Source organism: Tenacibaculum ascidiaceicola (assembly GCF_047470925.1).
In the GTDB taxonomy this organism is placed as follows: Bacteria; Bacteroidota; Bacteroidia; order Flavobacteriales; family Flavobacteriaceae; genus Polaribacter; species Polaribacter discolor.
The window spans coordinates 243,772-266,088 of the sequence record NZ_JAZKJP010000013.1 but is presented as its reverse complement, the minus strand read 5'-3'; the positions used below and the strand labels follow the sequence as shown (position 1 = coordinate 266,088).

Genomic DNA, 22,317 nt, shown 5'->3' with positions numbered 1-22,317 from the left:
TACGGAAAAATAGCCAAAAATCCCCTCAAAAAAATCATAAAAACCAAATAACATAACCATTTTAACAGGATTCACGTATCTTTGAACCATCAAAAATGAATTGAGAATGTCTAAAACGATCTCTGGTTTTTCTAAACTTACCAAAGAAGAAAAAATAGACTGGTTGGCAAAAACTTACTTTAATAATCAACCAGAAATTATACAAACTATTACGCAATATTGGAATGTAGATGATAAGCTACAACAATTGCATGATGATTTTATTGAAAATACCATTTCTAACTTTTATATGCCTTACGGTATTGCTCCTAATTTTATTATTAACGGACGTAGTTATGTAATACCAATGGTAGTTGAAGAAAGCTCTGTAGTTGCTGCTGCTTCTTTAGTTGCAAAGTTTTGGAGTACTCGTGGTGGATTTAAAACTGAAGTAATCTCTACCAACAAAATCGGCCAAGTACATTTTATGTATGCTGGTGATAAAAATGAGTTAGAAAACTATTTTAACCGACAAAAAACTGAATTATATGCAGCCACGGCACCCATAACTAAGAACATGGAAAAGCGCGGTGGTGGAATTTTAGATATTCAATTAGTTGATAAAACTGATAAGCTTGCAAACTACTATCAAATACATGTTACGTTTGAAACAAAAGATAGTATGGGGGCTAACTTTATTAACTCTTGCTTAGAAGCTATTGCAAAAGCTTTTAGAAAAGATGATATTGAAATTGTAATGAGTATTCTTTCTAACTATGTTCCTGAATGTTTAGTTAGAGCTGAAGTGAGCTGTAAAGTAGAAGAGTTAGGTGGAAAGAACCCTGAGAAGTTTGCTCAAAAATTTGAACAAGCTGTTAAAATAGCTGAAATAGAACCTTACCGTGCAGTAACCCATAATAAAGGAATTATGAACGGAATTGATGCCGTTGTACTTGCTACTGGTAATGACTTTAGAGCAATTGAAGCTGGTGCACATGCATATGCTTCTAAAGATGGACAATATAAAAGCCTAACACACTGTGAAGTAAAAGACGGTATTTTTAGGTTTTGGATTGAAATTCCTTTAGCATTGGGAACTGTTGGTGGTTTAACTGCTTTACACCCGATGGCTAAATTATCGTTAGACATGATGCAAAAACCAAGTGCACGCACCTTAATGCAAATTATTGCTGCTGCTGGTTTAGCTCAAAATTTTGCTGCTTTACGTGCCTTAACAACCAAAGGAATTCAACATGGACATATGAAAATGCACTTGATGAATATCTTAAATCAGCACAAAGCAACCAATGAAGAAAAGGAAGCTGTGGTAGCTTATTTTGATGACAGAACTGCCTCACATAGTGCTGTGGTAGAAAAATTAAACGAATTACGTAAACCCAAAGTACAATGGGTAGATTTTTTAAATGAGGAAGAAGTACGTAGTACACTTGCTAATTTAAGAACTGATGCAAAACCTTTATTTGGAAAAATGAATGGACAGCAAATGGTAGAGCACGTAAGTGCAGTAACTCAAATAGCTAATGGAAACTGGAATGTCGACATTTATGTTTCTGATGAGAAGTCAGCTAGAAGAAAACCGTTTTTAAATTCTGATAGTGAATTACAAATCGGATTTAAAGCTCCATTTTTATCAGAAGACCCAACTCCATTAAAGTTTAACTCTATGGAAGAAGCTGTTGATGATTTAATCGAACAAGTACAATATTTTGAAACTGTTTTTAATGAAAATCCAAACAGAAAGGTAGTACACCCATTTTTTGGTGAGCTAGATTATGAATATTGGAAAAAATTCCAAGTAAAACATTTCACACATCACTTTAAACAATTTGGATTAGTATAATGCGACACTATTCTAACGGAAAATTATTACTCACTGGAGAATATGTTGTTTTGGATGGTGCAACCTCATTAGCTGTTCCTACTAAGTTTGGGCAAGATTTAATTATTGAACCCATCAAGGAACCTCAACTTATCTGGGGAAGTTTTACACATACTGGAGAATGTTGGTTCGAGGCTTCTTTTGATTTACCAAAACTAAGATTAACTTCAGCAACGTTTAATTCAGACAAAGAAGGAAGTGCTGAGTTTATTGCTGAGACTTTACGAGATATTTTACAAGAAGCAAAACGTTTAAATCAAGAATTTTTAAATACTGAGCACGGTTTTATTGTAAAAACTAACTTGACTTTTCCACAAAACTGGGGATTAGGAAGTTCATCAACCTTAATTAACAATATTGCTACTTGGGCAAATGTGAATCCGTTTACCTTACTTTGGAATGCTTTTTCTGGTAGTGGTTACGATATTGCTTGTGCAAAACACAATACACCAATTCTATATAAACTAAGAGAAAAACAGCCTCTTGTTGAAGAAGTTAATTTTAAACCTAGTTTTTCTGAAGAGTTATTTTTTATTCATTTGAATCAAAAACAAAATAGTAGAGAAGGAATTGCTCACTATAAAAAACATAGAGTAGAAGCTAAAACATTAATTCCTGAAATTGACAACTTAACTCAAGAGTTTTTAAAAGCTAAAACTTCCAAAGACCTGGATAAAATTATCATTGAACATGAGCAAATCATTAGCTCAATTACAAAGCAAATCACTGTAAAAGAGAGATTGTTTTCTGATTATTTTGGTGAAGTAAAAAGTTTAGGAGCTTGGGGTGGTGATTTTGTTTTAGCTACTGGAAACGAAGACACAATAAGTTATTTTAAACAAAAAGGATTCGACACTGTTCTTTCGTATAAAGAAATGATTTTATAATGAAAAAAGTAGTTATTATAGGTGGTGGAGCTGCTGGATTTTTTACAGCGATTAACGCAAAAGAGCTCAACCCTGAATTGGACATTATCATTCTTGAAAAAGGAAAAGAAGTCTTACAAAAGGTAAAAATTTCTGGTGGAGGTCGTTGTAATGTTACTCATGCTTGTTTTGACCCTAGAGAATTGACTAAATTCTACCCTAGAGGAGAAAAAGAACTACTAGGTCCTTTTCATCAGTTTATGACAGGTGATACTTTTGAGTGGTTTGAAAATCATGAAGTACCATTAAAAATTGAAGAAGACAACAGAGTGTTCCCTGAAGCCAATACTTCTCAAGCTATTATAGATTGTTTTCAAGATGCTGTTGATAACCTCGGAATTACAGTGTTAAAAAACCATGGTGTAAACTCCATTTATCAACAAGATAAAAAGTGGTTTATCAACACAAAAAATCAAGATTTTGAAGCTGATTTTGTGGTTGTTGCTGCAGGAAGTAGTAAAAAAGTTTGGGATTTATGTAAAACCCTAGACCATACTATTATTGAACCCGTTCCTTCTTTATTTACTTTCAACATAAAAGACAAACGAATTATTGATTTAGGCGGAATTTCGGTACCTAATGCAGAAGTTTCACTTGTTGGAACTAATTTAGAAAACTCTGGTCCGTTATTAATTACCCACTGGGGATTAAGTGGTCCAGCTATCTTAAAATTATCCGCTTTTGGTGCTCGTATTTTAGCTGACAAAAATTATCAATACAATGTACTGGTAAATTGGTTAGGACAAGATACAAATTCTGTTCTCGAAGAGTTACAAGGACTAAAGAAATCACAGGCTAAAAAACAGATATTTTTAAAATCACCTTTTAGTGATATTCCACGCCGATTATGGGAACGATTGGTTACAGCTTCAGAAATAAAAAACAATCAAAATTGGGCTGATATAAGTAATAAACAGCTTCAAAACTTAGCAAACGAACTTACGAAAGGGTTATTTAATGCTAATGGGCGTACTACTTTTAAAGAGGAGTTTGTTACTGCTGGTGGTGTGGATTTAAAAGAAATCAACTTTAAACGTTTTGAAAGTAAAAAACATCAAAATTTATTCTTTGTAGGTGAAGTGTTAAATATTGATGCCGTTACTGGTGGTTTCAATTTTCAAAATGCTTGGACAGGTGGTTTTATTTGCGCTAATGCAATTGCTGAATAAAAAATCATTTCGAACAAAGTTTTAAAAGTTAATTCTTCGTTCGAAATGACTTTACTTTTTTTAGTCTTCGTCTTCTCCTTCTTCTTCGTAGCAGTTAAAAATGATTGAGTATCCATACTCTACAGCTTCTTCATACAATTCTTTTTGCTCATCATCTTCTACATCATTAATTGAATCTAACGTAAAATATTCGTCTTCTATTTCTACTACTTTCCAATCTTCATTTTTGATGTAAAATTTTGCTAATCGCATAGCTCCTTCAATATCTTTATAATCGATATATAAGCTTACGTAAGCTCCGATAACTTCATCGTAATGTTCAGAAGATTTTTTAGGTTTTGCTAAGGCATTAATTAAAAACATAGATCTATTTTTTTTGTGTTATTTTATGCTAACTCTCCTCTATGAGGCTTTAATGCATCTCTAAAGGTTTTCATGTATTCCTCATCAACCACAATAAAAGCAATGGTGTGCATTTCGTTTAAAGATACAAAATTTACTTCATGATAAGGCAAACTATCTATCTGAGTAAATTCTTTTAAATGTATACAGTGGTGTTTTGCTGTTTCCAATCCATCTGGACCTTTAAAATCCCAAATCAGTTTAATTTTTCTCATAAAACAAAAATACCCATTTCTATTTTAGAAATAGGTATTTTACAACTAGATTGACTGTTTTACTTTTGTTCTACATTCCAAGTATAATTAATTTTTCTTTTTAAATATTCTTTTAAAGGCTCTAAACCAATCTCTTTTCTTCTTTTATCTACATATTCAGGGTTTTCTATGGGAAACGGCTCTAATTTTCTTTTATCATTATAACGAAACTGCATTCCAAACAACTGTTTTCTTCCTGTATTCACTAATATTCTATCTTGAATTTTTGCATACTCCAAACAGCTTCCTTCTTTGTTTATACAAGCCTTTTTTATTTGAGGAAGATACTTAATTCTAACAGCTTCATCTTGATGGTGGTTTATAATTAGAAGTGGACTATCAGCAGCTAACTTCCCTACAGAACTATATGTTGGCCAACCATTTTCTAAAATTAGCTTTTCCATTTCATTAAAATTTCCATTTCCAATCTCTTTTTTCATTTGAGCTATAGGATAATACCAATGAGGTGCTTCACCATTTTTCATAAAGTATCGCTTCGCCATATCTAACTGATAATCTAAAGCCTGATCTTTCATTATCAATCTTAATAGTTTCAGTACATACTCTGGTTTCTGTAAACTTCCATTTTGCTTTTGGTATTTTTCCAACTGTTGTCTTTCTATCATCTCCCACCTTTTATCTGAAGTAAGCGCATATAAATCATTATCTGCTAAAGCCCATAAAGAATTGTCTTTATTTAACACTATATTCAAATAATGAAAGGTACTATCTTTTTTATACTGAATAGCATATGCACAAGCTAAATTATATGTGTTATCTTGATTATTTGGATTCTTTTGATATATCTCTTTATAAGCTTTAATTGCTTCATTTAACCTACCTCCACTTCTTAACTTATCTCCTTTATTTTGCCCTAAAACAGCAAGTGAAATAAAAACTGTTAGTAAAAATAACTTCTCCTTCATTTTCTTATTTTTTAAATATTAATGGAGTTGCTAAGCCGTTAATTATAATAGCTATTACAACACCTAATGTTGGCGTAATTAACGTGTTGGCTAAACCTCCAAAAAGTAAATTACTCGCAATACCTCCAGATTTAGAAATAAAATAAAAGCTATGTACCCCCCCTAACAACAAAGAAAAGGCACTAATTAGCAAACTCCAGCTCACTAATTTTTTTAGCTTTAGATTATATTTTTCTTGAGTTTCTTTTTGTTTTAGCTTCTTAAAAAAATAGATTAATGCTATACTTAGAAAAGTATATAAAATAATCACAAATTTTAAATCTCCATTGGCTAAAAAATCTAATAATGGCATTCTCATAATATTATATTTTATTGTTTATAAGTTTTAAACACAGACATTATTTATTCTAACTCTACTATGTTATTCATTAACAACAACACATAATAAACTTAGAGAACATTTGTGTTCTTTTTTTATACGATGTAGTAAACGTTAGTGGGTTTTAGTTATTAGTTTAAGATTTTTCCTTTAACATCAATATCAAGACTCCTAATCTAGCAATTAAAAAAACTAACATTCCAAAAGACGGGGCTAACAAACCTATTTTTAAACCTGCTGCTAAAACAGGAGTTGCTATATCTCCTTGCATTGAACTAATATTATCAAACACACCAATTAACCCAAAAAACAACCCTAAAAACCCATAGACTAAAGCGAATAAACTTATATGCTTCAGTAAATTAATTGTTTTACCATTACTATCTTCCTTTAAGAATAGTTTTAATATCAATGCTATACAAATTAATAGCATTAACAGTATTGGATACATAAACATTGATCCTCCTTCATTTAAAAGGTTTGAGAATAAGAATTTCATAATTTTAATTTTTAAAGTTATTTACAACACAAACCTATGTTTATAATTCATTTGAGTTTTGTAATATCGACAGTACCTCTTTTCTGTTCCTCAAACGACATATTAAATTCCCTTTTCAACCAAATAACAGAAAACCGTTGTTCGTCTACAATTTCAGGGATTTTACCGCAAAAACCTATCTCTTTCTTCAAAAAATAAGATATTGCAACTTAATGAAAAGATTTACATCAATAGCTAAGCGCCTTATATTCTTCTTATTCAATATTATATTTTGGGTAGGTGTTTATTTCTTTTACACATACTTCTTAGGATACGGAAGCTCTAACACTGCTTATGTAGACACTTTTTCAGCATACTTAATGCCTGTAACCATATTTCTAAGTTATTTCATTATTTTATATTTAATTCCAAAATACCTACTTAAGAAAAAGTATTTTCTTTTTATTCTATACAGCTGCTATACCTTTATTATATCATTTACAGCTATTTTGCTCTCTATTTTCTTTGGTTTAGTATTTTCTTCTTTTTTAGAAGGAACCAACACGAAGAGCTTAACTAAATCTTTACCATTAGTTATAATTGGTGTGTACTTTATTGTTATTATAGCAACCTCCTTAAGTTTAATTATTTACAATTATCTATCTAGCATAAAAAACGAAAACTTAAAAAACAAATTCCTGCACACCCAACTACAGCTAAAAGAACAAGAGCTGAAATTTTTAAAAATGCAGATTCATCCGCATTTTTTGTTTAATACATTGAATACCTTATACGGATTTGCCTTAAAAAAATCGGAAGAGGCTCCTGATATGATTTTAAAGCTCTCTAATTTGTTAGACTATATTTTATATCAAGTAGACAAACCCTCTGTTCTTTTAAAAAATGAAATCCAGCACATTGACGATTATATTTCTTTAGAAAAAGTGCGTTTTCAAGAGAGTTTACAAGTTGAATTCTCTAAGAATTTACATAACGAAACCACCCAAGTATCTCCCATGTTATTATTACCTTTTGTTGAAAATGCTTTTAAACATGGAGTTCAAATTGACGGAGTATTAAGTGTTAACATCAGCTTAAAAACAACTAAAGATTCCTTGTTTTTTCGTATTGAGAACACTTCCCAAAAAAATAAAATAGATAAAAATGGAATTGGACTAGAAAACATTCAAAAAAGATTAAAAATGCTTTACAATAATCAGTTTAAACTTCATTTAGCATTAGAAGAAAACCAATTTATCGTAGACTTAAAAATTCCTTTAACAAATGGCTAATAAAATAACTTGTGTAATTGTTGACGACGAACCCATAGCAAGGGAAATTCTAGAATCATTCATAGATAAAACCCCTAACCTAGAATTAATTTCTAGTTGTAAAAATGCTATGGAAGCATTACAAGTTGCACAAACAGAAAATATCGATTTATTTTTCCTAGATATTAATATGCCTGAAATTACAGGATTAAGTTTAGCTAAAATTATCAATAATAAATCACAAATAATATTTACCACTGCTTACAGAGATTATGCGGTTGATGGTTTTAACCTAAGTGTAATAGACTACTTATTAAAACCTATTGCTTTTGACCGATTTTTACAAGCAATCCAAAAAGTTACTGAACCTACTAATAGTAACATGAAAGTTTCTACAGAAAATGATAACAAAAAGGATTTTATGTTTGTAAGGGCTGATAGAAAAATGGTTAAGATTAACTTTAAAGATATTTTATACATTGAAAGTTTAGGTGACTATGTTAAAGTTTTTACCAATAACGACACTGTAATAACTAGGGAAACCATTAGTAACTTTGAAGCCACATTACCAAGTGATTGCTTTATAAGAGTTCATCGTTCTTATATTGTTTCAATATCTAAAATTTCCTCCTATACTAATGAATATATTGAGATTGCTAAAAAAGCTGTACCAATAAGTAGGAGCTACAAAGAAAGCGTTTTACAAAAATTAGCACAAGTGTAAGCGAAATTCTATCTTTACGGCAAAATTTTTACACGTTGAATACATCAGATTTCTTATTTCTTTCTCAAGATAAAAAAGTAGATAACTTAACTGTTACATGGCAAACACCTAGTAATATTGCTTTGGTAAAATACTGGGGAAAAAGCGAACCTCAAATTCCTAAAAATGCCTCGATAAGCTTTACATTAAACAATTGTCACACAACTACAAAAATTGAGTTCACAAAGACATTACCAAAAAATCAAGCAGAATTTGAGTTATTTTTTGAAGGAAAAAAGAAAGATGATTTTAAACCTAAAATAGCCAAATTCTTTGAAAGAATTCAAAAATACTGTACGTATATTTTAGAGTATAACATGGTTATTTCTTCTGAAAATTCTTTTCCTCATAGTAGTGGTATTGCTTCTTCTGCAAGCGGAATGAGTGCTATTGCCATGTGTTTAATGAACTTAGAAAAAGAGTTAAACCCAAATTTAACTGAGGAGTATATTAACAAAAAAGCTTCCTTTTTAGCTCGTTTAGGATCAGGGAGCGCTAGTAGAAGTATAGAAGGCCCATTAGTAGTTTGGGGAAATCATCCTAAGATTGTAGGAAGTTCAGATTTATTTGGTATAAAATTCCCTTATAAAATTCATCCTATTTTTGAAGATTACCAAGATGCAATTTTATTAGTTGATAAAGGAGAAAAACAAGTTTCAAGTACGGTTGGACATAATTTAATGCATGACCATCCGTATGCAGAAAACCGTTTTACACAAGCTAATGAAAACTTAGAAAAACTTTCAAAAATTCTTCAAAACGGAGATATCAAAGCTTTCATTAATCTTGTTGAAAGTGAAGCTTTAACATTACATGCCATGATGTTAACCAGTAATCCGTATTTTATTTTGATGAAACCTAACACTCTAGAAATCATTAATAAAATATGGGAATACAGACAAGAAAATGATAGTAATGTCTGTTTTACATTAGATGCAGGAGCAAATGTACACGTATTATACCCCAATTCAGAAAAGACTGAAATTGAAGTATTTATTAAGAATATTTTAGCTGCATACTGCCAAAAAAATCATTATATTTGTGATAGTGTGGGTTTTGGCGCGAGACCTATTTTAACCTAAATTCCCAACTATTATGAGAACTTCAACATTAATAATAGCCCTTTTTATTGGTTTTATAACCAATTCAGTTACTGCACAAGACACTATTTGGTTCGATAAAAATTGGCACGAAACAACAAAAGGAGATCATGAGTATTATAGACCAGCTCCTAAAAGAATGAATAACGGTTTTTGGATTGTAGATTACTACAAAAACGGACAAATTCAGATGGAAGGTTTTAGTACTGTAAACATTCCTAACGAGGAAGTCTTCGATGGTTTAGTACTATATTATCATGAAAACGGAAAACCTTTTCACAGAGCTAATTACAAAAAAGGAAAACTCCACGGAATTCGAAAAGTATATTATGAATCTGGTGAGTTGAAAGAAGAAGGAAAGTATGAAGAAGGTGAAAGAGTAGGTATATGGAAAACTTTTTATAAGAATGGTAAAATAGAAACAAAAGGTAAATACCGAGACAACGAAAAAGTTGGTGTTTGGAAAACTTTTTACAAAAACGTGTACTAGTTTGTAAACTAGTGGTTTTACTCGTATGTTTGCACTGTAATTAAAACACCTATGAAAGGACCCTTATTTTACGCAAAAATATTACTCTTTGGTGAGTACGGAATCATTAAAGATTCCAAAGGATTAGCAATACCTTTTAGTTCTTATAAAGGGGCATTAAAATCTGCAAACAATTTAACTGGAGAAGCAAAAAAATCAAATGATAGTTTAGCTAATTTTTATACATATTTGGCTAACTTAAATTCTGATATTGTTTCTTTTGATTTAAATTCTTTAAAAAGTGATATTGATAACGGAATGTATTTCGATTCTTCAATACCTCAAGGGTACGGAGTAGGAAGTTCAGGAGCATTAGTAGCTTCAATCTACGATAAATACGCTAATAATAAAATTACAGTTTTAGAAAACTTAACAAGAGATAAGCTTTTAAGTTTAAAGCAAATTTTTTCTTTGATGGAATCTTTTTTCCATGGAAAAAGTTCTGGGTTAGACCCTTTAAACTCATACTTAAGTTTACCTATCTTAATCAATTCAAAAGAACATATTGAACCAGCTGGAATTCCTTCTCAAAAAGAAGGAAAAGGTGCTGTTTTCTTACTAGATTCTGAACAAATTGGTGAAACTGAACCTATGGTCAACATCTTTATGAATAAGATGAAAAATGAAGGTTTTAGAAAAATGGTTAGTGAAGAGTTTGCAACACATACTGATGCTTGTATTGAAGACTTTTTACAAGGAAACGTTAAATCGTTGTTTGGTAATGTAAAAAAACTATCAAAAGTAGTTTTAGCTAATTTTAAACCAATGATTCCTACTGCTTTTCATAAAGTATGGGAAAAAGGTATACAAACCAACGATTACTATTTAAAGCTTTGTGGTTCTGGTGGTGGAGGTTACATCTTAGGATTTACTGAAGATTATGAAAAAGCAAAAAACAGTTTAAAAGATTATAAATTAGAATTAGTGTATCGCTTTTAAAATGCTACTATGAGTACGTTTAAAAACAATACATTTTTCTTAAAAATATTTAGCCTTTTATCAGTCATAAGAGGTTACAACATTTTAGTACTAATAGCAGCCCAATATTTGGCTGCTATTTTTATTTTCTCTGATACAAAATCAATTAAGCCCGTAGTTTTTGATTGGCATTTACTCTATTTGGTAATTGCTACTGTTTGTGTTGTTGCTTCTGGGTATATTATTAATAATTTTTACGATAAGAAAGCTGATATTATTAACAGACCCATAAAAACAGGGTTAGATTCTTACGTAAAACAAGAAACAAAACTAACTTTATACTTTACTTTAAATTTTATTGGTTTTTTCTTCGGATGGCTAGTATCATGGCGTGCAGCATTGTTTTTCTCTGTATATATATTTGGAATTTGGTTCTATTCACATAAATTAAAAAAGTATCCGTTAATAGGGTTAATTACAGCTACTGTATTAACCATACTGCCCTTTTTTGTAATATTTGTACACTATAAAAACTTTTCAAAGGTAATTTTTATACATGCAATCTTTCTTTTTTTAGTTATCATGATTCGTGAACTCATGAAAGATCTAGAAAATATTAAAGGGGCTATTGCTAATAATTACAATACTTTTCCTGTAAAATATGGGGAGCGTAACGCTAAAAAGTTAATCATTTTATTAATGGTATTAACCTTAGTACCTATTGGAGTATTATTTAACTATCCTGCTATTGAGTACATGAAGTACTATTTTTATTTAGCAGCTATTACCTTAATTTTTGTCGGCTTATACACTTGGAAATCGACAAAAAACAATCAATACCGTTTGGCTCACAACATCTTAAAGGTTTTATTATTAATAGGTGTCTTTAGTTTATTATTTATTGATAAATCTTTAATTGTAGATAAAGTAGTAGAGGTTTTAGATTAAAAACCAAATAATTACCGTAAATTTGCAGACTTTTAAAATTTAATTATGAATTCAAAAAACTCGTCGAGAGGACGACAAGCTGGACGCAACAGCAATCCTCAAGGAAAAAATCAATTCAAAAAAGATTTCAGAAAACCTAAAAGCAACAAACCTGCTGAGAAAAAAAATGAAAACACAGGAATTCGTTTGAACAAGTTCATCTCTAATTCAGGTATTTGTTCTCGTAGAGAGGCTGACACTTACATTGAACATGGAAGTGTTTCTGTTAACGGAAAATTAGTTACAGAAATGGGTTATAAAGTTCAACCGACTGATGAAGTTCGTTTTGATGGAACTTTAATTTCTATGGAGCAGAAGCGTTATGTTTTATTAAACAAACCTAAAAACTACATTACTACCATGGAAGACGATCGCGGTCGTAAAACTGTGATGGAATTAGTAGGAAACGCCACTAAAGAACGTATTTATCCTGTTGGAAGGTTGGACAGAAATACTACCGGCTTATTACTTTTTACCAATGATGGTGAATTGGCAAAAAAATTAACTCACCCTAAGCATAACGTTCGTAAATTATACCATGCTTCTTTAGATAAGAAATTAAGCATTGCTGATTTAGAGAAGTTACGTGGTGATGTAATTATTGAAGGAAGAAAGGTATTTATTGATGCTGTTTCTTATGTAGAAGGAGAACGTAAAACAGAAGTAGGTATTGAAATTCACTCAGGAAGGAACCGTATTGTTCGTAAGATTTTTGAACATTTCGGATACACAGTTATTAAGCTTGACAGAGTAATTTTTGCTGGTTTAACCAAAAAGAATTTACCTCGTGGTAGATGGCGTGAATTGACACAACAAGAAATTAACACATTACAAATGTTATAAAATAAAAATCCCGAGCTAAGGCTCGGGATTTTTTATTATTTCTTTGTTTTTTTGTGATCTTCTTGCACTTCTTCATCACGATATTTACAACATTCATGTAAATTATCATACGCTTCTTTAGGTGCTTTAAAATCTTTCGTGTCGTGTCCTACACCAGCAATAGTTTTTTTAACTGTTTCTGTAGTTGTCTTACGTTCATCAATAATTAAACTTAATTTATGTGTATTAACATCCCATTTTGCATACTTTACACCTTTAGTTTTTAATGCTGCTTTTTCAATACGCTGTTTACACATCATACAAACGCCATCTACTTCAAAAGAGACTTTAGCATTTTTTTTCTGAGCAAATGCTGATGTACTTAATAGTAAAACTACTGCTAATAAAAATATATTTTTCATCTATTCTTTATTTTTTATTTATTAATCTATTTTAAATCGTAATCCTGCATAGAAGTTACTCCCAAAAACTGGTGCGTATATAACTATAGTATCAAAATTTGCTCCAAATGGATTGTCACTTCCCAATATAGGATTTTTTTGTTTATAATTTGTGATGTTTTCAGCCCCTGCATACACTTCAAACTTTTTTGAAAACACTTTTGTTATTTGAGTATTTAACAAGTTATAGCTATCCGAATGCGTCGGTAACTGGTTATTTGTATTAGGTAAACGTTGTTCTCCAATCCAATTATAAGTTACATCAAACTTCCAACTAGCATCACTTTCTTCGGTTTTAGTTTCGTAAGATACATTAGCAAAAAAGCGATGTTTTGCTTGTAAAGCCTTTGCTAAATTTCCTGACTTATAATCTGTAGAAACATCATAAAACTTATACGAAAATCGAGTATTAAAGTATGGAATAATGTTTTGATTCATCTCTACCTGAAAGCTATTCGCTATACTTTTCCCTTCTAAGTTATAGAAAAAAATTTCTTGTGGGTTTTCCCAATCGACTACCACCTGATTTGAGAAGTTTGTTTGATAAAAATCAAATGTTACATCTCCTTTTCTTCCAAAGAATTTATATCCCTGTAAAAAAGACACTCCGTAATTCCAAGCAACTTCTGGATCTAAACCATAAATATTTCCGCCAGCATTTTCAATAGTAATTGCTCTTGATGAAGCGAAAAGTTGTTGATTCTCTGCAAAAATATTAGCACTTCGTTTTCCTCTTCCAACAGAAGCTCTTAACACCCCTCTTCCCCAAGGAACATAACGCATGTGCAACCTAGGTGTTACAAAGGTTCCTAATAAGTTATGATGATCTAATCGAAGTCCTGCTGTAACACTCAAATTATCGGCATTATCATAAGCATATTCAAAAAATGCTCCTACAGAGTTTTCTTTTCTGTTAAAATTTGGGTTCATTGTTGTGCTAACAAATTCATCGTATTTATCATAGGTAAAGCTAGCACCTGTTTTAAACTTATTACGAGTATCTCCAATAATAGAGCTAAACATGAAGTTGCTATAAAAACTTTGATGCTGAATATTATAGTCTCTCAGTCCAAAATACGAATCTTGTTTATGATTACTGTAAGCTGCTTGAAACCCCATATTTTGAAAAGGCATATCTGGAAAAACATATCCTATTTTTAACGATGTATCAAAACGCTTGGTTTTAATTTCACTTCCCCAGATAGTATTCGATCCTTTATCCTCTTCTGGGTTGAAGTTAATCTCTCCTACTTGTTTTGAATCGTCTAAATACCTAAAATTGATAAAACTTACCCAACCTTTTTCAGCATCTGTATATTGCCAACGATTCATCACGTTAATTTGTTCTGCTAAAGGATTATCTAAAAAATTGTCGTTGTTTTTATCAAACTTTTCTCCTCTATAATTTCCATGAACATACAAACCTGTTTGCCATTTTTTACTCACTTTTTGGTTAAAATGAGTGTTTAATTCTAACCTACCTCCTACTGCTCCATAAGCATTAAGGTAAAACTTATGATTGGTTGATGGTTTTACTAACTCTGTATTTATTTGACCTGAAATACTTTCAAAACCATTTACAACACTACCTGCTCCTTTGGTAATTTGAATACTTTCTACCCAAGTTCCAGGTGTGAATGTTAATCCGAATGCTTGTGCTGCACCTCTAATTGACGGGATGTTTTCTTGAGTAATCAACAAATACGGACTTGTTAAGCCTAACATTTGAATTTGTTTTGTACCCGTTAATGCATCAGAAAAATTAACATCAATAGATGGGTTGGTTTCAAAGCTTTCGGACAGGTTACAGCAAGCTGCTTTTAACAATTCATCACTATTAATAGTCACCAAGTTCTGTGTTTGTAAATACGACCTTTGTGTTGAGCCTTTTTTTGCTGAAACAGCCACCTCATTTAACGTATTACTTTCTGTTAAATAGTGATTGATTGGTTTTGTACTGTTAACATTTATTGTATCTGTCTTATAACCAACAAAACTTATTATTAATTTTTTATACTCCTTTTTATACGGAATTTTAAACTCTCCTTTTTGGTCTGTTGTAGCTCCAACACTCGTATGTAACCAATATACATTGGCTCCAAAAATTCCTGAATTCTTTTTTTGATTATTTTTATCTTTAATAGTTCCTGTTAACACTTCTTGAGCAAATAACATGGATGGTACCAGTAAGCATATACTGATTAAAAATTTATTTTTCATTTTTTATCTATCACACTGTATTTTATAATTCTTATTTACTTGTAAATAGAGTTATAAAATCATATGATAAAAACTTCGTGAAGTACCTGTATATCAGAAAACAGTTTGGGTGGTATATACAACCTGTGTGGAACAAACTGTTTTTCTAAATTTAGAAATAATTGTTTGTTATAAATATATGAAGTAACTGCCGTGGCAATCTTTGCAAAGATTACTTTTTCAACAGGTGATTTTTGAATTTGAGTTTGTCCTTTTAAAAACTCTGTATCGTCTTTACAGCATGAAGGCTCTATTGTTTTACTCTCACAACTGTCTTTCTCTACATCATTACAGCTATCTACATTACCTACATAAGAAATTGCCACTAAAGAATCTCCACAAAAGTGTTTTTCTACATTAAAAGAAAATGTAGAAAGTAACACAACTAGTGCTAAGAGTGTAGCTGTTATTTTAGAAACGAATTTCTTCATATTTTGCAAATGTACAAAATTTTAAAACTCTGTATTTCAACAACCTTAAGCTTTTACTCTTTTAAAGTTTTTTGTAAACAAATAGCTTCACTTTTTAATTATAAAGTGAAGCTATTCTAATTGTAAATATTTTTATTTATTCTCTCACCATATCATTTAACATCCTTTCTTTCTAGAGAAAGGAAGACTTAGTACTGTCTCCAAATCTCTGAGAATTTGAATGCCTTATATGGTCAACTTTTCTATATTTCTTCATCATAATAAATGTGAATACTTTTTACTTTATTAGTTTCTTCTAACTTCCAATCTCCACTTATATATAAGTGACCTCCACCTTTTCTATGATATGAAACAGGTGAGTCTAAAAAATAAAGAAGCTCTTTATCACATGAATACTTAAAAGTATAACCGCTACTTTTGATTCCTATTTCATCAAATGTTGTATTTGCACGTTTAATATATTCATGTATTTTATCAGTTTGGTTAAGCAATGTACCATTCAACATAACAGTAGCATTTCCTATCATGTCTATATCTGGATATTCTAAATAAGTATCCTGTATGTAAATATATATATCTCTAATTTTATTTTTCTCTATAACAATTTCCATCCCCTTTTTTTTATTATAGGCAAAGTAAGGCCCACTTTTATTTTCAGAAGCTATTTTTTCTTTAACCCAATTTTCTCCAAAAACTTGTTCAAACTGCTGTAATGACATCCCTAGTTCAAAAGGTTTGTCATTGTATTTTAAATTACATCCGTTTAACTCAAAACGATGTTCTTGCATCGTGAATTTTTTGTACTCAGGGGTATCATTCATAATTCGCATTTTTTTTGTTGTTGGTTGGCATCCAAGCATTGATAAATTTATAATTAAAAAAAGATATGTATAATTTAAAAGGGTCATCGTTTATATATATTAGCAACTACTAGGTTTATAGTATTGTTTGTTATAATTATTTTTTAAGTTTTTAGCTTGATCTAATAGTTTTTGTCCGTCAAGTAAAAGGTTTTTAAAATTTTCACGTAAACTACCATCTGTATCAAATTCAGAAATAATTGCATCCATAGTTGTAAAACCTTTTCCTGTTCCATTTATTTTACCATCTGCCATATTAATAAGCTGTTTGTTAAAGTCGTTGATTTCCTCTATGCCGTGTATTAAACTATCTATAACTACACTTGGTGTACTTGCCCTACATACTTTGTCATTATTTTTTGTAGCCCATTCTAACACTATCTTATCTTGCCAGCTTGAAACAACTGGGTGTTGCATAATAGTATCAACTTCTTTTAATACATCATTTATTGGAGCGTTTAATTTCCATACTTTTAACATTTTTTTACCTACTTTCTTAACTGCTTCGACTGCCAATATCGCTGATAACTCATGCATAGGTTTATCAGGATCATCTTTTGCTATTTGTGTATGGGAAGGATTTGTACCTATAGCAATACCGTTTTTTGCTATTTGAGTAATTTGTTCTTGCATAAGTAATTGCGCATCAGAAATACGTTTTCCACAAATTTTTAATAAATTATAAAATCCAAAATTAATCAGAGCCCCTATGCGCTCCATAATATCATGAGCATATTCTCGCATGAATTTAGGTAACTTATTTTTTGCCCCTACAATACCATCGCGTATTTCTAACAAATCATTAAAACGTTTTTCATAGGAACCGTCATTTACCCCTGAACCATCAGCATTTTGTATTTGATCTAAATCCCTACATATTTCTAAGATTAACACATCGTTAACCGTTCGTTCTTTAGGTTTAGACTCTTCATAAGGGGTAATTTCAATAGAAAACAATTTCTCTTCTAAAATAGGCAATACACTTGCTAGCATATCTAACTCACCAAAGGTACCAGTAACCACTGGTATAAAACGAGCTATTTGATTAGGCTCTGTAATTACAGTTTTATCATATTTCATTTTTGTAACGCCTATTACAGATGGGGTAGCCTTTAATCTCAAGTATCTTTCTGCTTCCTTAGGTGGTAGTTTAGCAAAAGTATCATAGTTGAAGTTTTCAGCACCTGGATATGGAGTATGATTAGGTACCACATCTACCCATGGAAAAACTCGATCATTTTTATATACTTTGGCTACAGCAATTTCTACATAATTTGTATGTGCAAAATAATCCTCTATAACATGTAAAGCAGCTCCAAAATTCACCATAGATGTTATGTTAGAAAAATTTAAGTTATTTTCAGCACTTTTTATTTGTTGTACAACATATTCGTAAGCGGTACGTGTAGTTGAGAAATCACTGCTATTAGCATCTGATGCATGAGTACGAATATAGTTTTTCATACCATAAGTTTTACCTATAGCCAATTCTATATAAGTTGGTTTCCCTACAAAACCATATTTTTCTCCTTTGGCATTTAGTTTTGGGTTATGCTCATTTTTATTAATAGGAATGGTTAGAGGGTTATCGATATGCTCGTCTGGACGATATACACCTAATACTTCCTTTGTAATATCTAAATATTGTTTTTTAAAATCAGCCAGTCGTTTATCATAGTTATTCTTATTTAAATCAGCCTTGTTCTCTGGTTTCATAAATTCCATCACGGCTAAAATATTTACTACACTAGTCATTAATTCACGAGACCATGTAATTGGGCGTACCTTTTTTTCTTGATAAATAATATTCGTTTCAAAACTAAACCAAGTGGATGGACTAAAAAGCTCTCCTCCATAACTAGCATCTACACCATAAGGCACTTCTACATTAACTATATCATCACTAGGATTTCCATTCATTATGTTTTTAACTTCCTCTAAATCTTCCTTCTCTTTTTTAGAGTATTCTATTACACTATTAGATAAAGGACGAATAATTCCCGGGTCTACTAACTGTGAAAAATCACGTAACCAATTCCCTAAATAAATTTTATTAAGGATTTCGTTTAATTTTTTCTCATTAGTTATTTTATATATACGTTTAATTAAATTTTTTAATGCAACTTCTTCAATATCTTGATGCCCATACTTACCATGTCCAACGTCTATTTTTCCTGCTTTATAATTATTTATTTCTCCATTATCACTTCTGTTTTGACGTGCTTCATTTACATATTGCTTTAGGTTACTATGTAGTTCTCGCCACTCCCATATTAATTTTTCGCTAGTTCCATCAATGACAACATCAGCAAAATATTGCTCTTCATTTTCTAACAAATTAAGTTGTATAACTTGCGCCGCAAACTTAGCTCCTACATCTCCCTGACTCCCTTTTTTGGGAGGTAAGTTCTCTTTATCTTTTCCTACAGTATAAGTGTTGTGTAACAAGTAATGAATATGATGCCCAACTTCTTCTACCAGAGCTACCATAAGTTCAGCTCTTTGATCGTTATCTTCTTTTGCTTTACGTACAAACCTTTCGGTTACTAAAATTTCTTGTGTTTTATTACTATACCCTGCAGGTCCTTTACCATTAATACTATTACTTTTTACTACTTTAATTTGAGGGTTTAATAAAGCATTGTTTTCTTTTGCATGATTATACAGTTTTTCTACTGCTCCATTTTTATAATGGTTACCATATATACGTTTTATGACGTATGTAAATAATATTAAGCTATCCTTCTTTGCTATTTTTTGTAGCTCAGTTACTGCGAAAGTACTGGTAAGCGTAATATCTTGCGCTTTCTCATCTTCATTCTCTTTAAGGTTATTTTGATTAGTTTCAGCTTTTCTATTTGAGTTACCTGTCAATGTAGTAAGTATTCTATCTTTAATAGAAATTGTTGGAAAAGGAATCTCATCCTCATCCATTGTTACTGACGAAGTTTGAGAAGCATTGCTTATAATTATATTAGCTTCGCCAGAACTAATTACACCACCATGGGCTGTCATATCTCCTAAACAAGCTACAGATTTTCCGTTAAAAAAGACGAAAGGATCACCTTGAGCTACTGTATCTGGAGGACCAGCACAGGTACATAAGCTACCCATAGTAGCTGCGGGTTTATTATTAATTAAAATATTCGGTTCTCCTTTTATTATAGGGCCGCCTATATGAGGTGTACTACCACTACACATTGGGCAGGTATGCATACTACCTACTGTAGCTATTGGTCCTGGCATAATTCAATTTTTTTATTTGTAAAAACTTATGAGCTTATTTTTTTCTCTATCTTATTCTTTCTTTTAATTCATTACGAACTCTTTACTATTTTATTAAAAAGTTATAGAAGAGTCCTAAAAACCTTTATTTCCTTCTTAATATGTATTATCTGTAACTTAACTTTTTTCCTATTCTTCTTTTTCTTTGGTTTGAAATATTAGTTAACCCCATAACTACTAACATCACTAATGATATTACTTGAGAAACAGGTTTTAAAAGCTACTTTTCTTATTAATTTATATAACTTCCTCTTATCTAGAAGACAATTAAAAATATAAGGCATTAAAAAACTTTCTATTATACTTAAATATATTTCACATATATCTAAAAAGTCGTACTGAATTATTATAGAAATAATTATTCTACATAATTTCAACTTTACCGCTAGCTCCTTGTACAGTCGTCATCTGACCTTGAACTTTTGTTTGTTGTCCTTTTAACTCTGTTGCTGCTTGTCCTTCAATAGTTGTATTTTGTCCTTTAACTGTAGCTTTACTACTTGCTTTAATAGCTACATTAGCGCCACTTGTAATACTAGCATCTTTATCTGCCTGTGCTTTAATTGCTCCTTGAGATAAAATTGAAGTGTCTTTTTCTGATGCTGTTTTAATTTCTCCTTTTGCTTGTAGTTCAATGTTTTCTTCAGCAATTATCTTTACATTCTTAGCAGAAAATTCCATGGTTTCAACAGACTGAACAAACAATGATTTTTCTTTCGTATCAAAAGTTATAATACTTCCGTCTTTATCCTTTATGGTTATTTTCTCTTTATCTTTTGTATCGTCTAACTCAATAGTATGCCCTCCTCGTGTGACAATACTCTTTCTTACATTTTTATCATCTCCCCCTGCACCATTTTCACCTGTAAACATACTTCCCATTACAAAAGGACGGTTAGGGTCGTTATACTCAAAACCTACCATTACTTGATCTCCTACTTCTGGAATAAACACAAACCCTCTATTGGTTTTAGTAAGATCACTGCTTCCTGCGTCTGGAGTCATTACACGAATAAAATCTGTTTTTGCCCCAATAGCTTCTTGCCAATAAAACTGAACTTGTACACGTCCTTTACTTTCTGGATCTTTATTACTTACAACCTTCGCTACTTGATTACTAGCTACAGCTGGTGTTATTCTTTCATTTAATGGTAAACTTTTTGTGCTTGCTGGAATGGCTTCAAAGGTATTATGATATGCTCCTCCAACATCAGCATAGTGACTTATTTGAGTTATAATATATTCTCCATACTGTTTTACAGTATACTTTCCTTCGTCATACTTTGCTGCACTAACTTTTATTATTGATCCCAAGCAAAGTCCTTTTGTTACCCCACTTGCCTTAAGTATATTACCTCCTGCACTTAACCCTTGTAAACGCTTTTGTAAGTACTCATCTAATGATGATTTATCTTGTAAAAACACATCACTTACTCCAAAGTCTTTTACTTCTTTATAAACTTGTTCTGATGCTTTTAGTGCTGTATTGGCTAAATCGTTTAATCCTTCATTATTTGCTTTTAAATCTCCTTCAAAAAATTGATCATTTAACGAATCGTAACTATAAGTCGCTAAAGTAGGATTATAAGTTTTGGTTTTTATTTGTAGTTCTTTTAAATCTTTACTGTATTCTAGCTCTATTGGTTTTTGACCTTCAGATTCAGGCTTTCCAAAAATAACGTCTACTCCGTCAAAGTAAAACCATTCATTATATTGATACGCTAATCTTTGAAGATATTTATAATCGCTCTCTGCGTATTGACATTGGTAAGGGATTACTGTAGTATATGTTGGACTTACCTTGTTTTTAATAGCAGTAGCACCTATGATTTCTGAAACAATACTTCCTAAGTCTTTTTCTAACCAAGATTTTTGCTGTTTTCCATTTTCTAACAAGACAGTTTGAGACAATCCTTTAAGTATTAATTCGCCATGTAATCCTATTTCGTTATGACGCATTGATACATCCAACACAACTCCTACAAAAGCTTTACCTGAAACATTGGTAGTAAGTTGTTTCCCTAACCACTCTTTTGATTTATCGAGTGTATAGCTTCCTGCTTCTTCTACAGTTTCAATATCTACTATAACTTCAAAAGTATGGTGCTTATATAAAAATTGGTTTATTGTAATTGTTTTATAGCTCTTTACAAAGTTACCATCAATGGTAATTTGCTTATCTAATGCTTCTTCTTTTATCTTATGCATGGGGGATGGG

21 protein-coding genes are annotated in these 22,317 nt (G+C 31.1%); 10 read left to right on the top strand and 11 right to left on the bottom strand.

Going from position 1 to position 22,317, the window contains the following annotated elements; genetic code table 11:
- Positions 1 to 106 precede the first annotated feature (106 nt).
- The 3 genes from VBY68_RS15855 to VBY68_RS15845 are packed head-to-tail and all read left to right on the top strand — an operon-like array spanning position 107 to position 3,974.
- Entirely contained in the window at positions 107 to 1,840 is a 1,734-nt protein-coding gene (locus VBY68_RS15855) for a hydroxymethylglutaryl-CoA reductase, degradative (RefSeq protein WP_415270275.1), read from the top strand.
- The gene (locus VBY68_RS15850; protein ID WP_124590637.1) at positions 1,840 to 2,766 is read left to right on the top strand and encodes a GYDIA family GHMP kinase; all 927 of its coding nucleotides are present in this window, start codon (positions 1,840 to 1,842) and stop codon (positions 2,764 to 2,766) included. The genes VBY68_RS15855 and VBY68_RS15850 overlap by 1 nt, the downstream gene beginning before the upstream one ends.
- A complete protein-coding gene (locus VBY68_RS15845; RefSeq protein WP_415270274.1) occupies positions 2,766 to 3,974 on the top strand; it encodes a BaiN/RdsA family NAD(P)/FAD-dependent oxidoreductase in 1,209 nt (402 codons plus the stop codon). Before VBY68_RS15850 ends, VBY68_RS15845 begins: the two co-directional genes overlap by 1 nt.
- A gap of 60 nt (positions 3,975 to 4,034) precedes the next feature.
- Here VBY68_RS15845 and VBY68_RS15840 read toward each other — a convergent pair whose 3' ends face one another.
- The 5 genes from VBY68_RS15840 to VBY68_RS15820 form a co-directional block, all read right to left on the bottom strand.
- Positions 4,035 to 4,337, bottom strand: coding sequence for a hypothetical protein (locus VBY68_RS15840; protein WP_099215464.1), 303 nt, complete (start codon positions 4,335 to 4,337; stop codon positions 4,035 to 4,037).
- 23 nt (positions 4,338 to 4,360) lie between these two features.
- Positions 4,361 to 4,591 (bottom strand): hypothetical protein, encoded by a 231-nt coding sequence (locus VBY68_RS15835; protein WP_099215465.1) that lies wholly within the window; start codon positions 4,589 to 4,591, stop codon positions 4,361 to 4,363.
- Between the two features lie 59 nt (positions 4,592 to 4,650).
- Positions 4,651 to 5,556, bottom strand: coding sequence for a DUF6624 domain-containing protein (locus VBY68_RS15830; protein WP_415270273.1), 906 nt, complete (start codon positions 5,554 to 5,556; stop codon positions 4,651 to 4,653).
- 4 nt (positions 5,557 to 5,560) lie between these two features.
- Positions 5,561 to 5,914: a hypothetical protein gene (locus VBY68_RS15825; protein WP_147431733.1), complete on the bottom strand. Its 354-nt coding sequence runs from the start codon at positions 5,912 to 5,914 to the stop codon at positions 5,561 to 5,563.
- A 157-nt stretch (positions 5,915 to 6,071) separates the two neighbouring features.
- Entirely contained in the window at positions 6,072 to 6,434 is a 363-nt protein-coding gene (locus VBY68_RS15820) for a hypothetical protein (protein WP_121147646.1), read from the bottom strand.
- 212 nt (positions 6,435 to 6,646) lie between these two features.
- On the opposite strand from VBY68_RS15820, the gene VBY68_RS15815 reads away from it, so the two are divergent.
- The 7 genes from VBY68_RS15815 to VBY68_RS15785 are packed head-to-tail and all read left to right on the top strand — an operon-like array spanning position 6,647 to position 12,824.
- Positions 6,647 to 7,705: a sensor histidine kinase gene (locus VBY68_RS15815; RefSeq protein WP_121147648.1), complete on the top strand. Its 1,059-nt coding sequence runs from the start codon at positions 6,647 to 6,649 to the stop codon at positions 7,703 to 7,705.
- On the top strand, positions 7,698 to 8,408 hold the full coding sequence (locus tag VBY68_RS15810) for a LytR/AlgR family response regulator transcription factor (RefSeq protein WP_099215470.1): 711 nt from the start codon (positions 7,698 to 7,700) through the stop codon (positions 8,406 to 8,408). Before VBY68_RS15815 ends, VBY68_RS15810 begins: the two co-directional genes overlap by 8 nt.
- A 35-nt stretch (positions 8,409 to 8,443) precedes the next feature.
- Positions 8,444 to 9,529 (top strand): diphosphomevalonate decarboxylase, encoded by a 1,086-nt coding sequence (locus tag VBY68_RS15805; RefSeq protein ID WP_415270272.1) that lies wholly within the window; start codon positions 8,444 to 8,446, stop codon positions 9,527 to 9,529.
- Between the two features lie 13 nt (positions 9,530 to 9,542).
- On the top strand, positions 9,543 to 10,037 hold the full coding sequence (locus VBY68_RS15800; protein WP_099215472.1) for a toxin-antitoxin system YwqK family antitoxin: 495 nt from the start codon (positions 9,543 to 9,545) through the stop codon (positions 10,035 to 10,037).
- Between the two features lie 51 nt (positions 10,038 to 10,088).
- Entirely contained in the window at positions 10,089 to 11,015 is a 927-nt protein-coding gene (locus tag VBY68_RS15795) for a mevalonate kinase family protein (protein WP_099215473.1), read from the top strand.
- A gap of 9 nt (positions 11,016 to 11,024) precedes the next feature.
- On the top strand, positions 11,025 to 11,942 hold the full coding sequence (locus VBY68_RS15790; RefSeq protein ID WP_099215474.1) for a geranylgeranylglycerol-phosphate geranylgeranyltransferase: 918 nt from the start codon (positions 11,025 to 11,027) through the stop codon (positions 11,940 to 11,942).
- A 45-nt stretch (positions 11,943 to 11,987) separates the two neighbouring features.
- Entirely contained in the window at positions 11,988 to 12,824 is an 837-nt protein-coding gene (locus VBY68_RS15785) for a pseudouridine synthase (RefSeq protein WP_206512804.1), read from the top strand.
- 35 nt (positions 12,825 to 12,859) lie between these two features.
- Here VBY68_RS15785 and VBY68_RS15780 read toward each other — a convergent pair whose 3' ends face one another.
- The 6 genes from VBY68_RS15780 to VBY68_RS15755 form a co-directional block, all read right to left on the bottom strand.
- Complete coding sequence (locus tag VBY68_RS15780; protein WP_124590621.1) at positions 12,860 to 13,225, bottom strand: heavy-metal-associated domain-containing protein; 366 nt, start codon at positions 13,223 to 13,225, stop codon at positions 12,860 to 12,862.
- A 21-nt stretch (positions 13,226 to 13,246) separates the two neighbouring features.
- Entirely contained in the window at positions 13,247 to 15,484 is a 2,238-nt protein-coding gene (locus tag VBY68_RS15775) for a TonB-dependent receptor (protein WP_415270271.1), read from the bottom strand.
- Between the two features lie 59 nt (positions 15,485 to 15,543).
- Positions 15,544 to 15,954 (bottom strand): HYC_CC_PP family protein, encoded by a 411-nt coding sequence (locus VBY68_RS15770; protein WP_415270270.1) that lies wholly within the window; start codon positions 15,952 to 15,954, stop codon positions 15,544 to 15,546.
- Between the two features lie 242 nt (positions 15,955 to 16,196).
- The gene (locus VBY68_RS15765; protein ID WP_415270269.1) at positions 16,197 to 16,775 is read right to left on the bottom strand and encodes a DUF7738 domain-containing protein; all 579 of its coding nucleotides are present in this window, start codon (positions 16,773 to 16,775) and stop codon (positions 16,197 to 16,199) included.
- Positions 16,776 to 16,874: 99 nt separating this feature from the next.
- A complete protein-coding gene (locus VBY68_RS15760; protein ID WP_415270268.1) occupies positions 16,875 to 20,060 on the bottom strand; it encodes an HET-C-related protein in 3,186 nt (1,061 codons plus the stop codon).
- A gap of 402 nt (positions 20,061 to 20,462) precedes the next feature.
- Positions 20,463 to 22,307 (bottom strand): type VI secretion system Vgr family protein, encoded by a 1,845-nt coding sequence (locus VBY68_RS15755; RefSeq protein ID WP_415270267.1) that lies wholly within the window; start codon positions 22,305 to 22,307, stop codon positions 20,463 to 20,465.
- Positions 22,308 to 22,317: the final 10 nt, after the last annotated feature.